Here is a 13,847-nt window from a genome sequence, read left to right on the forward strand (position 1 = left end):
GCTTTATTTTGAGTTACTCTCTATCTTCATTACGCTCTTGTTGTTTTTGCTTTGCCATACGTTTTTGATACGCACGATCCTTTGCACTCACATGATTTGCATCAGTTGGAAGATTTTCTTTTGAACGGCCAATTCCATTGCTCATCTTTTCACCCCTTTTTATATCTTTCAAAATACCTCCTTATTTTCAGCAAGAGATGCAATCCTTATACAAAAAAATAAGAGCAGCCATTGGCTACTCTTACTCACTCACGTATTTTTGAAACATATCATGGATGCCTTTATTTACTAGGTTCGAGATCTGCTCGTCAGATTTATTCGGATAACGATCACGCAATCTGATAGATGCCTTCACCATTAAATTTTCTAATACAGAACGGCCACCTTCTCCATAAATAATTTCAGCATACTTAACAAGCCTTCCATCCTCTACTGTTGCTGGATTATGATTGAAGAAAAATTTACTCATTGTCTCCACCTCTCTATTTTGATAACGTTTACATTTATATAGATTATTTATGTTATTTATTTCACAATATTGTATGCATGTATATTTAATTAGTTTCATTATAAAGCAACATATCGATAGTAAATATGTGATTTTCCGTCCATTTTGTGAACAAACCAAAAATGAAAGCGTTTCCTTTATTATATACTAAAAAAACTTACTACGCTAGGGGCAATTTTTTTAATCTACTAATCCCTCAAAAAGTAATATATTTTTTCTTTTCCCCTTAAACCTTATACAATTTTCAGAAATTATATTATAAAATATATGTATGACTTAAGGAGGATTTATATGAATCAAAATAAAAAAGCTATATTAGATCTTGTCTTTTATCTCGTAATCCCATTCCTCATTTGGAAATTTGCAAAACCTTATATCGATCCTTATTACGCGATGTTACTTTCCTCTGTTCCAGGGATTATTTATACACTGTATACCTTTAAAAAAGAAAAACAGTTTAACGTGACAGGGTTCTTTATTTTAATTACACTCATTTCTAATACAACAGTAGACCTATTATCTGGATCAGCTGAACGAATGTTGTGGAACGATGCGTATTATCACATCGTACTCGGTATTATCGTCATATGTACAATTTTTATAAAAAAACCACTTATGTTATATTTCGCAGCAGATATTTCCGCATTGCAAGGCCATGACCGTGATAAAAGTCGTGAACTGTATCGTGATAGTCGTATCTATCCAGCACTACAATACTTAACGCTATTTTTCGGCCTACAATTCATATTAAAAAGCTTCTTAAAAATTTATTTCATCTCTGTTTTCGGTGTAGATGGCTATGGTGAAATGAGAGCAATTATGACCGCTGTTGGATGGGGCATTTCCATTTGTATCGGAATTGGATTTGTTTGGGTAAACAATAAAATACATGCCGTTACAGAAGAAAAGGAATCCGTACAGTAAATGAAAACCCCCTAGTAGCATCATACTACTAGGGGGGTTTCATTTTGCTACACATATTACGAAATCGTTAACTTGATTTTTTTCTTTTATCTTTTACGTTTCGATAAAACAAAGCAGCACTAAGCGGCATAACACCAAACCACTTATTCATAAATGGTTCTTTTTCAGCACGGCGTTGTTCTTTCTTTTGTTTACGATCTTCTTTTGGAGCATCCATGTACGACACAAACTGCTGTGTCACAAAGCGAACATAATCATTAGTAGACATATTATCATCACCTCTACTTGATTAGTATGTCCACTTTTTTATCCATTAATCTTTTCTTTTAATTCATTCATAATTTGCTTTACAGACTTATTCGTCGTATCGATATGAACATGAGCCTCTTCATAATGAGCTCGGCGCGATTCAAATTTCATCACAAATGCCTCTATATCTTTCTTCTGAAATAGTGGACGTGTCGTATCTTCACGAAGCCTTTCTGCAATTACATGTGGATCACAATATAAATACACGACAGTTCCATTTTCCTTCATCCACTTTCGGTTTTCTTCTCGCTCAATGATTCCGCCACCAGTTGTAATAATTACATTACAACTCGGTAGTGAACGTAACATTTCACTTTCATATTCCCGAAAAGCCATTTCCCCTTCTTCAGCAAAAATATTACGAATCGCCTTCTCCTGCTTCTCTTCAATTTTTTGGTCTGTATCGATAACCTCCATATGAAGTTCTTTACTTAACGCTTTTCCAATTGTTGTTTTCCCAGCTCCCATATAGCCGGTTATGTATATAGATTTCATGTTCGTTCCTCTCAATCATCCGTTATTATTTGTTATTATAACGAAAGATTATATTATTTAATAAAAAAACGTTTTGTTCTCCTTGTACAATGAAGAACAAAACGTCACATACACGTTTTTACTTATAAGCACCTCTTCTCACCCACTGCGTTGCAATCCATTTCTCGCCTTTCGTTACAGGTGCCCCTCCGTGTAACGTAAGCTCATTTAGTGATTGAGCTTGATAAAAATACTCAAAGTATACTGCCATTCCTTTTCTAGGGTGTACAGAAAGATTTAATTTCGGGAAGTACGTTTCCCCGCCTTCTTCTACATCATTTAAGTACATGACAAGCGTACTAATACGATTATTAGCAGCTGATCTACTATGTTCCGCAAAATAATCATAGTGTGCTTTATATTGTTGATCCACTTCATAATTTAAAATGTGTAATCCTTCTCCATGCGACGCAGGAACATTCATGATAGATGAAATTCGTTTTTCAATCTTCGCAGTAAGTTCATTATCGTCTAAAAATGCACCCTTACTCGTTCGAATATCATTTACATCACGTGATGAACCAACTTTAGAACGTGCTAACTTACTTTTAGACAATTCGATCAATTCATCACATTCTTCATCGCTTAATACATTTCCTAACACGACAATAAGAGGTTCTTCGAATTTTGAAATAATGTGTATTTCCCTATCTTCTGTCATAATTGCATTTCCTTTATGATCAAAAATAGTTTGTTCCTTATTTTCACCTATTTGATTGTTATTTGTCATTTCCCTATTCTCCCTAAAAAAATATGTTTGGATAGCTTGAATATATCATATTCTTTCTACCTTTCTCTTTTTTGAGAAAATTTAAACTTTCAATTGTTTTAAAATGAGAAATTATGGTTTTTGTTCACACATTCAACATACTATCCTTCTATCCAATCGAATATTTTTTCATCCTTTTTTCTATACCGAAAGCTTACTTTATAGAAAATTTCCTGTTTAATTTTGCACTGCAACGAAACGAGAATATCATCGTTTTCAAAGACGTAATTTCCACTTGCTTCGCCCTTTTCATATTGAAAGAAAAAAGTATCTTCCTTTTCTTTTTGCTGTAAGTCTTTTTTTATATTTGTAATTGATCGATTTAGTAGTTCTTCCAGTACAAACTTTTGCTCTATTTCAATATAAAATTTTTTATCTATAAGCAACATATTCGTTTCGTATACAAAGAACGAAGTTAATAATACAAGAAAAATGATTGTTCCTGGCATCGTAAATCCATCTTGTTTTCTCATATATTTATTTCCATTTCGCTATACCTGACAGCTACACCTTCATATATTTTCCCACTCATATCTTTCACATTTATAAAGAGCAAATGAGGTGTTACTTCGTAAGAAACCATTTCAACATTTTGTAATATAACTTCTCTTCCACGCATATTCACTTTTCTTATAAGATGGTTATTCAATTTTTCATATGTCACTTCATCTCCAGTACGAAGACGGAAGCGCAAAAGATTATCTTTATTTTCAGGGACTATTTTTTCTACAAATGATACTTCACGAAATTCTAATTGTACTTGTCCTAAAAACACATCCCATTCCCAATTATTTAATCCTTTCGATTGTTTATTTTCTATTCCAATAAAGTTTAAACGTGGCAAGAGTAAAAAGAACAGTGATAACAGAAAAAGACATACAATCATTTCTATTAATGTAAACCCAACTTCTAATTTATTTTTTCTCCTGCATAAAAGCATTGTTCCATCATTCTTCCTTTCACATCTTTCCACATAGCACAAACTTCATTTCCTCCCCAATATGTGTAATATACATTTCCGTTTACGACTTTTTCTTGCGGTCGTTGCGCCCCATTCTCATACATATATAAAGCTGCTTCCCTTTTTAATAATACAAATGCTTTATAACGAATTTGTATGTTTTTTCGTTCTTGCATAAGCAATACTGTTTGCGGAAGTAGTAAAGATACTGCCATCATTACTATACTTAATGCTACAAGCATCTCAGCCATCACTGACCCTTTTTGACATTTCACGATACGTAAATCTCCCTCTCCCAAGCTGAAATACAATCTCATATTTATAACTTCGATACGAAAGTAAAATAGTGCCACCTCTATTAATATTTCCACTCGAATTATATGTCATCGGATTTGGAAAAGTATTCAAATCAATTTGTATATCACTATCATATTCTCTTTTAATGATAGTAAGATTCTCACTTAGCTCCCCTATATAATACGTATGTCTATTTTTATACCATCGTAATGTATAGTGTTTTTGACGGTTTATCGCTAATTGTTGCATATACAAAATATCGTTTGAAAACTGTCTTAAAAATTGTTCCACTTTTTGTTTTTCATGTAATGAATGTACGTTAAAATACGTGACCATGCTTAGTACAGAAATTGCAAATAGAACGAGTAGCATTTCTAAAAGCGTAAAACCTTTTTGTTTCACAGTTTCCCAGTTGTTACTGTGCCATCATTTGAAATATGAATGGATTCACCATTCGGACACTCATCAGCTGTAATATATTTTTCATCCCTTAGCTCTTTTAGCGAGGGAATTTTATTATGTTGTAAATGGTACGCTTGTATTTGCGCTTCTATAGATTTCACATAGGCTTTACATCCTTTCCCTTCGACAGATGAACGCTGTGTAACTACATTCGGAATAATTAATAGTAATAATACAGTTATGACGACCATCACTAATAACATTTCTAAAAGGGTAAACCCTTCTTCATTCTGCATGTAAATGCCTCCTAAATAGAATTCATCATTTGAAACATTGGCATAATCATTGCTAAATACATAAGAACGACTATTCCTCCAATACACGTAAATAAAATTGGTTGAATGATCACTAACATACGTTTAACTTTTTGCTCCATTTTTTCCATGATAAGATCGCTATAGTCACCTAATTCAATCGCCAAATTACCGTTTGCTTGTCCATGCGTAATAATATAAGAAAGTTCTTTCTCATAATATCCGCTTTTAGCAATAATAGCTTGCAACGGTTCTCCCGCAATTAATTGACGTTCAATTCGGCCCGCTTCATATTGAAAGAACGGATGATAATGTTGCTCCATCATTATTGTTAGGGCCTCAAGTACTGATAGTCCGCCGTGTAATAAACCGCTCAATTGAGTGGCGAAATAATGTGAATGCTTTAAAATAAGAAATGTTTTTACGAGGGGGATACGAAGCTTAATTTTTACCTGCTTCATATGCGGGAGTTTCTGAAAGTAAAATATATATACACTACAGCCAATCATCACAATTAAAATAGTGCTAAAAATAAGATAGGGTAGTAGCTTAATTGCACTTAATATTTGTTCTGTAGATAACGGTGCTGTGGAACCAAACGAACTATATACCATGTCAACCTGTGGTAATAAAATGCGGTTAAAAATCAAAATCATGATTAGTAAAAAGAGCGCCAAAAACATGGGATACTGCATTATTTTCATCATATCTTTCCTATACTTATCCTTTTTATAAAGAAGTGCGCTCCCTTGTTGCAATGCAAAAGAAATATCACCATGTTTCTCGGCATAAAATAAATAACTTAACATCTCCTGATGAAACTTTAATTGATGAAAAGAATCGTGTAGACTTTTTCCATCTTTTAATCCATCAATCATACGCTGCAATTGTACTTTCTTTTCTAAAGGCAATTGAAACCGTAAAAATTCTAATGCCTGCAAAAGGGAGTATCCTTTTTCTAATAGTTCTCCTAATCGTTTCAGCAATACGACTTGATCACTTAAACTCCATATTTTCTTAAACATACACATCCTCTTCTAAAAATCCTAAAGCGTATCCTTTTCGTATCGAAGATTCTAATGTTTCATGCTTGTATGTGACACATTCCCCGTTTGCTTCTTTAATCGCTTGTTTTAACTCATACCCATATAACAACTCATAAATACTCGCTTGTCTTACCTGCCTCATTGATTTACATAAAGTTGAGCACTTTCTTTGGCAAAACGGACACTTCAATTCGACAAGTCGCTGTGCAGCTATAGCCAATAAAGATTGTTCAATCTCTTGCCTCGTTATGCCATAATCCATAAACCTGAGTATCGCTCCTTTCGCGTCACTAGTATGCAATGTCGTCATTACTAAATGTCCAGTCAAACTTGCTCTTATAGCGATTTTCGCTGTTTCTTCATCACGAATTTCACCGACTAAAATAATATCTGGATCATGACGTAAAATGGCCTTTAATCCCGCCTCATATGTGATACCTGCTTTTTCATTTATTTGAATTTGTAATACATCGTCATTTCTTTTTTCAACTGGATCTTCAAGTGTAACGATGCGACGTGTTTTCTTTTTTCTAATCACCTCTAATAATGCATACATTGTTGTTGTCTTGCCCGAACCAGTCGGTCCAGTAAATACGAGTAACCCATGTGAATAGTGTAAAAAAGAGAGTAGTTTTTTCGCTGTACTTGGAAATAACGAAAGATGAGATAACGGCTGAATAGATGCTTGTAAATGAAGACGAATAACGAGACTTTCTTGATATACGGTTGGAAGCGTGGAAAGGCGTAAATACACTTCTTGTCCATCCATTTGTAAATACAGTGAACCATTTTGTGGCTTCCGTCTCTCCCCTATATCCATGGATGCTAAAAATTTAAAGTGTGAAACAAGTTTTTCTCCAAATTCCTTTTCGATACAGTGTTTCGTCATTAAATCTTTTCCTATACGCAGTTGAACCGCTACATCCTTCTTCCGGGGCACAATATGCAAATCCGAAGCTTGTACCCTGCACGCCTCTTTCAAAATCATATTCGCAAAAATTTCAATTCCATTCATCATTTTTTCCCTCCCCACTATGTATATAGCATGAAAAAACAGATAAGAAAAATCGGCATTTTTGTATTTTCACTAGAGCAAAAAGGAAAAATATGTTTGTGAAATTATGAACAATTTCCGAATTATTGTCTGAAATTACCTATATGGAAGTTTATCTGTATTATAATGTTATTATCTTGGATAAAGTGATAAAGGTGGAGATCCTCATGGAACAAGCTTTAAAAATTACAGGCGTATTATCTGACCCAACTCGTTATTACATTTATAAATATATTTCTCAAAAACATAGTTACGTAACTGTACAAGAAATTGCAGATGAGTTTGACATTCATCCAAACGTAGCCCGTTTACATTTATCTAAATTAGAAGATGTTCATATGCTGAAATCGGAAACAAAGAAAACTGGAAAAGGCGGAAGACCAAGCAGATTATATGTATTATCTGAAGATGTGATTCAATTACAATTTCCATTCCGCGATTATCAATTGTTAGCAAGAATAGCATTTAATTCTTTACTTAGCCTTGGCGCCGCTGGTGAAAAAGCGCTATACGAAACAGGAAAACAATTCGGGGCCGAGTTAATGCAACAACATATGCAGCGTTTACATGTGAATGAAGATGCTTTAACAGTAGAGCAAAAAGTCCAAATTGCAAAAGAAGCTTTCTCAACAGCTGGTTTATCACCTGCATTTGAATTAAGTGCAGATGGAACGAAAATTTTCTACGATGTACACAATTGTCCATTTAAAGAAGTTGCTGTTCATCACCCAACTGAAATTTGTAATATGCACGGAGATATGATGAAAGGGATTTTTGAAATCCTATTCCCTAACACGGAATTAACTCGAAACGATAGTCTACTAGAAGGATGTAAATCTTGTAATTATAAACTAACAATTTAATTTCTCATATAAAAAGAAGCCAATTATAATTGGCTTCTTTTTATATGAACGAATATTTACAATAGTAAGAAAAATAAACTATAATGAGGAGAGGTTTACTTTTTTAGAAAAGGAGGGAGATGGCATGGAGCGCATGTTTCGCGTTCTCGGCTTTTGGACTGGAATTTTCTCGGTTATGTTTTACGTAGGGGATATGCATTCGACCGCACTACTATTTTTAGGACAAACAGGTTTCTTCGTACTTTTAAGCTATTTAAATTTAACAGAGCGTATGTATATATACGTATTCGGGGCATATTTAACTGTTTTCTTCATAGGATTTACATACTACACGACGTTTTTACTTGTCCCTGGAGCTGGACATTAAAGATGGCATTTTGCCATCTTTTTTTAATTCCGCAATTTCCTAGTTGACTTATAGGTTTTATTACCTTATATTCTATATAACAGATTGGAATTAGGGGGAATTAACATGAATACACTGCTTGTCGGAATTAACGTTGCAGTCATGATCATCTTAGTTGGGGTATTATATTATATGCAACGTAAGCATGTATCTTTTAATAAACGTGTATTTACTGCTTTAGGAGTCGGAATTATATTCGGTCTTATATTACAATTTATTTATGAGCCAACATCTAAAGTAATTATTGAATCAAATACTTGGTTTGGCTTAATCGGTAGCGGTTATGTGAAATTACTGCAAATGATCGTTATGCCACTTATTTTAGTATCTATTATTTCAGCCTTTACAAAATTACAGTTAACAAAAAATCTTGGTAAAATTAGTGGTCTTATTATCGGAATTTTAATTCTTACTACAGGAATTGCTGCAGCTGTCGGTATCGCTGCAAGTGCAGGATTTGATGTATCAGCAACAGGCTTGCAACAAGGTGATGCAGAGTCTGCTCGTCTGAAGCTAGTTGAAGAAAGATTTACTTCTATTGAAAAAACAACAATTCCAGATAAATTATTAGAGCTGTTGCCTACAAATCCGTTTCTTGATTTAACAGGTGCTCGTCCAACATCAACAATTTCTGTTGTAATATTTGCAGCCTTTATCGGTATCGCCTTTATAGGGGTAAAACGAAAATATCCAGAACAAGCAGAACTATTTAAGAAAATGCTAGATGCTGTATATGCAATCGTAATGCGTATGGTTACATTAATTTTACGTCTTACTCCATATGGCGTATTAGCTCTTATGGCAAAAACAGTTGCTGGTAGCGACATAAATGCTATTTTAAAACTTGGTAACTTCGTGTTAGCGTCTTACGTGGCACTTATCGTAATGTTCGTTATCCACTTATTATTAATTGCTCTATCTGGTTTAAATCCAATTCAATATTTAAAAAAGGTGTTCCCTGTATTAACATTTGCATTCACATCTCGCTCTAGTGCTGGTGCAATGCCATTAAATATTGAAGCGCAAAAAGAAAAGCTTGGTATTTCCGAAGGGATTGCAAACTTTGCAGCATCATTCGGAGTATCCATCGGACAAAACGGTTGCGCAGGTATTTATCCAGCAATGCTTGCAATGATGGTCGCTCCAACTGTAGGAATCGATCCATTACAACCACAATTTATTTTAACTTTAATCGCTGTCGTTGCTATTAGCTCATTCGGTGTTGCCGGTGTTGGTGGCGGTGCAACATTCGCAGCGTTAATCGTACTATCTACAATGAACTTACCAATCGGTATTGTCGCTCTTGTTATCTCAGTTGAACCATTAATCGATATGGGTCGTACAGCTCTTAACGTAAGTGGTTCTATGACAGCAGGTCTTATTTCTAGTAAATGGCTTGGTGAATTAGATCAAGATACGTACAATCAAGATGATACAAAAACTGGTGAAATTGCTTCATAATGAAAAGGACGCTAACAAAAAAATGTTAGCGTCCTTTTTTAGTTTTTTTCATCTTCCTCTTTGTCTTTTATACATAAAGCATAACATATTGTTTCAAACACTATGTATAAAGCTCTACCAATTACTTCAGCAATAGTAAAACACCACTTATATATCACCATGTATAGATATAAAGAAATTATACTTTTTTTCATTTTTTAATAACTATTAATTATAAACTAAAGACTAACTATTATTCCTCATCTGTAAACTGTAAAAACTCTTCCAACCGCTCCTTTAACTCCTCCTCTATCTCACAATTAGTTTCATCAACAAGTTCACCACTTAACTTACTTCCCCAAAACCTTATTTGAAGCGGTACCCCTAAAAAATAATTACAACATTCCCAGATAGGAACTGTATAAAATTCAATCATCTCTCCTTCTTCATCTAATACAGCTATCGAAATGGATGAAGAATATCCTGTTTCAAAAGGATCTTCTTTATCTCTGATGAGTTCTATAAATAATTCCATGTTTTTTTCTGTGTACAAATGTGAATAATCTTTAAAAAGTTTAAATGATATTCTCTCTGTTTCCTTCTCCATGCATTGAATCTTCTCTTTTAACTCCAATGTAAAATCTCGTTCTTTATACTTCATTTCCGTCTCCTTACACATAGAAAAAGAGAATACAATAACATATTCTCTTTTCTCAAATATATTTCATTATCTCACAGCCCGTCCTTCTTACAAATAACCATTTTGTTCGCACCATTTATGAAATTGTCCTACGTCTACTCCAACTAACACGATATCCTTTAGCTCTACATCAATGATTTGTTCTCCAATTACAATAGCAAACTGCGATTCTAATTTTGTCTCGCTGTTCTTTACAATTCCAATTCGGTTCCGATGCGGTCCATCTTTTATATATGCTTTTTGTCCTACAATATCAAAGTTCAAGTCTCTCACCTCTTTTATTGCGCTTAAATTTGAAATACGAACTCAAATTCGGAAAATTCCCTTTCCTTGCACTATTTCTCTATATATATGACGAAACAATAAAAGAGTCCTCCCTTCTTTACAATTATTTTTTCTTTGTTTCATTTTTGTGATTGAAACGTAAAGTTTATAATAAAATACACTTGGAAGCGCTTTCTATGTAATTTTTTATGTTATAATATATAAGTAGAACTTCGCAAAGAGGGTTAAAAAAAATGAATACAAAAATGATTAAAAAAGTAATTGACGCATTAAAAGTATATGGCTTTCAGAATGTATCATTCTGTGACAAAACGAAACAATTTTTATTTCATAACGAAATGGATATTATGAGCGGCTATGCAGAAATAACATATAGTAGTCAATTTGAAAAATTCAACGTACAAATTCATCCGATTGAAACACATCACCAAGCAGAGTTACAAGAGGTTGAAAGACATATACAGGCTTGTATAAGAAAAGTGGAATATTTAAACGCACTTCTTAGCGGGCAAACAAAACTAGATGACAAAATTATTATAATGTAAAAAAGAACGTGAGGATATCACGTTCTTTTTTCACATTATACGTTCATCTTTTCCTTCAGTTGTAATCCTGTAATGGATTCTAATACATCCATTGCTTCTCCAAATGTCATATCAAAAATTGTCTTATCTTCTATGTATGGAAATTGTCTAAAGCGTTTTTCTAACATTTTCACGGCGTCCGACGTAAAGTGTACACTATCAATGCCAAATTCTGTTTCAAGAAGAACGATCCAATCTAACACATGAAAACCTAATCCATTTACGAATGAAATAAGTTTTTCTTCTGGCTGTGAAGATAAGAATACGTGTCGTTCCATCTCATCGAAAAGTTCTTCCCCTAAAACTTCTGCTAATTCATCATCATGTTCGCGTTCAATGATTTCTTCATAACCATAATCATCAACAAGCTCTTCTACTTCTTCACTATCCTCACAAAGCAATTGACTAAGAACGGCCTCTTTCTTAAATTCACTATTTTGTACGACTTCTAAAAAGCTCGTTTCCCATCCATTTTCTAATTTCATATTAAGTACTCCTTTATATATGTTTCTTATCATCACTGTACCCAAAAGATCACTTTTATAACCTTTTAGGTCGTTACTATTATTTCACATGGTTCATAACATGAGATGCAAATTCAGTTACATCTCCTTCAAAAATATTTATTTCTGGCAAATGATAGAACGTTGTTTGAAGCGGGTTTCTTTCATGATATACATATATCTTTTTCTCTAGCGCAATCGCCATTCCAAACTCTGTATGGCTCCCATTTCCGCCATCTAATATAAGTAAAAAGACATCCGCTTCTTTTATAGCATTCTTTTCTGCCTGACCAATTTCTCTTAATTGATTTTGATTCACTGCTCTTTCGTTTTTAGTCCAATCATATGTATGGTGCCATCCTGCATGTTTCAGTTCATTTGCTATAGAACGTACAAGATGTTTATTTTGGAATCCTGAGGCGACATAAAAATTCATTTATATACACTCCTTCATTATGTACGGGAAACTCCTTTTAGCGTTACTTACTATAAACATAATAAAGAACGACTTCAAAAAAAAATCCCCATCTTTAAAACTTATTTGCGTTTAAATGATGGGATTCTTCATGCTCTTCTTTTATTTTCTTCTTTTTATAACTTTCATCAGCTAACATTTCTAGTTCAGCTGTGATTTCTGATTTTTCAAGCTCTCTTTCTTGCGAAAATTTCCTTGAAATATAAACAATAACACTACCAACGTACAACACAAAGCATATAATAAGTGCAGTATTTTCATAGAGACTTAGCTCCAACACAGTCACTCCTAATCCATTCGTATTTTCACGCTTCATTAATTGGAATTTCCCTACTAATCCATTTGCTATTGTAACATAAAAATATCAATCCTTGGAATCTTTCATCCTATTAAAAAAGACATGATTGTTTCATCATGCCTCTGAAATATGTTGAATGATTGTTTGAATTGCTTCTTTTCCATTATATTTTTTTAGAGCTGTTTTATACATCTCATTATTTTGATTTAATTCTTCGACATGCTTTATAAGAGATTTCACAGTCACATCTTCTTCATACAATACAGAAGCATATCCTTGTCTTTCAAAAGACTCTGCATTTAGTATTTGATCTCCACGACTTGCAAATTTCGATAGCGGAATTAAAACCATCGGCTTTTGCAATGTTAAAAACTCAAAAATGGCATTAGAGCCCGCACGTGAAATAACAAAATCTGTTATCGCTAATATGTCTGGCAGTTCTCCATGTACATATTCAAATTGTCTATATCCTTCTTTATTTTGTAAGCTTTCATCAAGATTACCTTTTCCACAAAGATGAACAATTTGATATTTTTTCAGAAGTTCTGGTAACGCTTCTCGAACCGTTTCATTAATTTTCTTTGCGCCCAAACTTCCTCCCATAATTGTAATAACTGGCTTTTTACGTGAAAAACCTAAAAACGCTAAACCTTTTTCACGATTTCCCTTTAACACTTCTTCACGTACAGGAGATCCTGTATAGATTACTTTTTGTTTCGGTAAATGTTTCGCAGCTTCTTCAAATGTAACAAATATTTTCGAAGCAAAACGGAGCGCAATTTTGTTTGCTAGTCCTGGCGTCATATCAGATTCATGTAATAAAACAGGGACTCTATTTAGCCACCCTCCAATTACGACTGGTACAGATACGAAACCACCTTTTGAAAAAATCACATCCGGTTTTAGTTTTCGAATCCCTACATACGCATCCATAACACCCTTCATTACAAGAAAAGGATCTTTTATATTTTTTAAATCAAAATAACGACGTAGCTTTCCACTTGCAATACTATAGTATGGAATGCCTTCCTGTTCTATAATCGTTTTCTCAATCCCTTGATGAGAACCAATATACGAGATATCCCAATTCTGTTCTTGTAAATGTGGAATGATGGCTAAATTAGGTGTTACATGCCCTGCCGAACCGCCACCTGTAAAGACTATTTTTTTCATAC

The 13,847-nt window shown here is 33.7% G+C and carries 24 protein-coding genes; 6 read left to right on the top strand and 18 right to left on the bottom strand.

The genetic code is table 11. The features are described from left to right. Window positions 1-13: 13 nt before the first annotated feature. Together J0835_RS20745 and J0835_RS20750 are read right to left on the bottom strand one after the other, a co-directional pair. Entirely contained in the window at window positions 14-145 is a 132-nt protein-coding gene (locus tag J0835_RS20745) for a hypothetical protein (RefSeq protein WP_000064668.1), read from the bottom strand. A 96-nt stretch (window positions 146-241) separates the two neighbouring features. Beyond that, entirely contained in the window at window positions 242-469 is a 228-nt protein-coding gene (locus J0835_RS20750; RefSeq protein ID WP_000032702.1) for a hypothetical protein, read from the bottom strand. A 73-nt stretch (window positions 470-542) separates the two neighbouring features. Between J0835_RS20750 and J0835_RS20755 the strand changes: the two genes are divergently transcribed. Next, on the top strand, window positions 543-659 hold the full coding sequence (locus J0835_RS20755) for a hypothetical protein (protein WP_003279814.1): 117 nt from the start codon (window positions 543-545) through the stop codon (window positions 657-659). Window positions 660-799: 140 nt separating this feature from the next. Beyond that, a complete protein-coding gene (locus J0835_RS20760) occupies window positions 800-1,432 on the top strand; it encodes a VC0807 family protein (protein ID WP_087981921.1) in 633 nt (210 codons plus the stop codon). 67 nt (window positions 1,433-1,499) lie between these two features. Here J0835_RS20760 and J0835_RS20765 read toward each other — a convergent pair whose 3' ends face one another. The 10 genes from J0835_RS20765 to comGA all read right to left on the bottom strand — a co-directional run bounded on the left by J0835_RS20765 (window position 1,500) and on the right by comGA (window position 7,079). Next, window positions 1,500-1,700 carry a YqzE family protein gene (locus tag J0835_RS20765; protein WP_000106080.1) on the bottom strand — a complete coding sequence of 67 codons (201 nt, stop codon included), beginning with the start codon at window positions 1,698-1,700 and terminating at the stop codon, window positions 1,500-1,502. A gap of 38 nt (window positions 1,701-1,738) precedes the next feature. Next, on the bottom strand, window positions 1,739-2,236 hold the full coding sequence (locus J0835_RS20770; RefSeq protein WP_087981922.1) for a shikimate kinase: 498 nt from the start codon (window positions 2,234-2,236) through the stop codon (window positions 1,739-1,741). 118 nt (window positions 2,237-2,354) lie between these two features. Then, window positions 2,355-3,005, bottom strand: a complete 651-nt coding sequence (locus tag J0835_RS20775; RefSeq protein WP_087981924.1) for a prolyl hydroxylase family protein — start codon at window positions 3,003-3,005, stop codon at window positions 2,355-2,357. Window positions 3,006-3,145: 140 nt separating this feature from the next. After that, entirely contained in the window at window positions 3,146-3,517 is a 372-nt protein-coding gene (gene comGG, locus J0835_RS20780; protein WP_087981926.1) for a competence type IV pilus minor pilin ComGG, read from the bottom strand. Beyond that, on the bottom strand, window positions 3,514-3,984 hold the full coding sequence (comGF, locus tag J0835_RS20785; RefSeq protein WP_140386888.1) for a competence type IV pilus minor pilin ComGF: 471 nt from the start codon (window positions 3,982-3,984) through the stop codon (window positions 3,514-3,516). Before comGF ends, comGG begins: the two co-directional genes overlap by 4 nt. Then, window positions 3,954-4,256 carry a competence protein ComG gene (locus J0835_RS20790; RefSeq protein WP_140386922.1) on the bottom strand — a complete coding sequence of 101 codons (303 nt, stop codon included), beginning with the start codon at window positions 4,254-4,256 and terminating at the stop codon, window positions 3,954-3,956. The genes comGF and J0835_RS20790 overlap by 31 nt, the downstream gene beginning before the upstream one ends. Further along, complete coding sequence (comGD, locus tag J0835_RS20795; protein WP_087981928.1) at window positions 4,249-4,704, bottom strand: competence type IV pilus minor pilin ComGD; 456 nt, start codon at window positions 4,702-4,704, stop codon at window positions 4,249-4,251. Before comGD ends, J0835_RS20790 begins: the two co-directional genes overlap by 8 nt. Then, entirely contained in the window at window positions 4,701-5,000 is a 300-nt protein-coding gene (comGC, locus tag J0835_RS20800; RefSeq protein WP_001178693.1) for a competence type IV pilus major pilin ComGC, read from the bottom strand. The genes comGD and comGC overlap by 4 nt, the downstream gene beginning before the upstream one ends. Window positions 5,001-5,011: 11 nt before the next feature. Further along, a complete protein-coding gene (gene comGB, locus J0835_RS20805; RefSeq protein WP_087981930.1) occupies window positions 5,012-6,043 on the bottom strand; it encodes a competence type IV pilus assembly protein ComGB in 1,032 nt (343 codons plus the stop codon). Then, window positions 6,036-7,079 carry a competence protein ComGA gene (gene comGA / locus J0835_RS20810; protein ID WP_087982732.1) on the bottom strand — a complete coding sequence of 348 codons (1,044 nt, stop codon included), beginning with the start codon at window positions 7,077-7,079 and terminating at the stop codon, window positions 6,036-6,038. Before comGA ends, comGB begins: the two co-directional genes overlap by 8 nt. Window positions 7,080-7,285: 206 nt before the next feature. On the opposite strand from comGA, the gene J0835_RS20815 reads away from it, so the two are divergent. The 3 genes from J0835_RS20815 (at window position 7,286) to J0835_RS20825 (ending at window position 9,848) form a co-directional block, all read left to right on the top strand. Continuing rightward, window positions 7,286-7,981 (top strand): helix-turn-helix transcriptional regulator, encoded by a 696-nt coding sequence (locus J0835_RS20815; RefSeq protein WP_087981932.1) that lies wholly within the window; start codon window positions 7,286-7,288, stop codon window positions 7,979-7,981. 124 nt (window positions 7,982-8,105) lie between these two features. Then, the gene (locus J0835_RS20820) at window positions 8,106-8,348 is read left to right on the top strand and encodes a DUF2626 domain-containing protein (RefSeq protein WP_000440714.1); all 243 of its coding nucleotides are present in this window, start codon (window positions 8,106-8,108) and stop codon (window positions 8,346-8,348) included. A 105-nt stretch (window positions 8,349-8,453) separates the two neighbouring features. Beyond that, complete coding sequence (locus J0835_RS20825) at window positions 8,454-9,848, top strand: L-cystine transporter (protein ID WP_046956341.1); 1,395 nt, start codon at window positions 8,454-8,456, stop codon at window positions 9,846-9,848. Window positions 9,849-10,080: 232 nt separating this feature from the next. Here J0835_RS20825 and J0835_RS20830 read toward each other — a convergent pair whose 3' ends face one another. Together J0835_RS20830 and J0835_RS20835 are read right to left on the bottom strand one after the other, a co-directional pair. Then, window positions 10,081-10,488 (bottom strand): hypothetical protein, encoded by a 408-nt coding sequence (locus J0835_RS20830; protein WP_087981934.1) that lies wholly within the window; start codon window positions 10,486-10,488, stop codon window positions 10,081-10,083. Window positions 10,489-10,575: 87 nt separating this feature from the next. Then, window positions 10,576-10,791, bottom strand: coding sequence for a DUF3912 family protein (locus J0835_RS20835; RefSeq protein WP_001008334.1), 216 nt, complete (start codon window positions 10,789-10,791; stop codon window positions 10,576-10,578). A 254-nt stretch (window positions 10,792-11,045) separates the two neighbouring features. On the opposite strand from J0835_RS20835, the gene J0835_RS20840 reads away from it, so the two are divergent. Continuing rightward, on the top strand, window positions 11,046-11,357 hold the full coding sequence (locus J0835_RS20840; RefSeq protein ID WP_001093232.1) for a hypothetical protein: 312 nt from the start codon (window positions 11,046-11,048) through the stop codon (window positions 11,355-11,357). 35 nt (window positions 11,358-11,392) lie between these two features. On the opposite strand, the gene J0835_RS20845 is transcribed toward J0835_RS20840, so the two are convergent. The 4 genes from J0835_RS20845 to murG all read right to left on the bottom strand — a co-directional run bounded on the left by J0835_RS20845 (window position 11,393) and on the right by murG (window position 13,845). Continuing rightward, window positions 11,393-11,881 (bottom strand): hypothetical protein, encoded by a 489-nt coding sequence (locus J0835_RS20845; RefSeq protein WP_000764275.1) that lies wholly within the window; start codon window positions 11,879-11,881, stop codon window positions 11,393-11,395. A 79-nt stretch (window positions 11,882-11,960) separates the two neighbouring features. Next, complete coding sequence (locus J0835_RS20850) at window positions 11,961-12,335, bottom strand: nucleoside 2-deoxyribosyltransferase (protein WP_087981937.1); 375 nt, start codon at window positions 12,333-12,335, stop codon at window positions 11,961-11,963. Between the two features lie 94 nt (window positions 12,336-12,429). After that, window positions 12,430-12,690 (bottom strand): DUF3966 domain-containing protein, encoded by a 261-nt coding sequence (locus J0835_RS20855; protein WP_000817963.1) that lies wholly within the window; start codon window positions 12,688-12,690, stop codon window positions 12,430-12,432. A gap of 96 nt (window positions 12,691-12,786) precedes the next feature. Further along, window positions 12,787-13,845 (bottom strand): undecaprenyldiphospho-muramoylpentapeptide beta-N-acetylglucosaminyltransferase, encoded by a 1,059-nt coding sequence (gene murG, locus J0835_RS20860; protein ID WP_087981938.1) that lies wholly within the window; start codon window positions 13,843-13,845, stop codon window positions 12,787-12,789. Between the last annotated feature and the right edge of the window lie 2 nt (window positions 13,846-13,847).

It is taken from the genome of Bacillus cereus group sp. Sample62, assembly GCF_036851315.1.
GTDB classification, from domain to species: Bacteria; Bacillota; Bacilli; order Bacillales; family Bacillaceae_G; genus Bacillus_A; species Bacillus_A wiedmannii.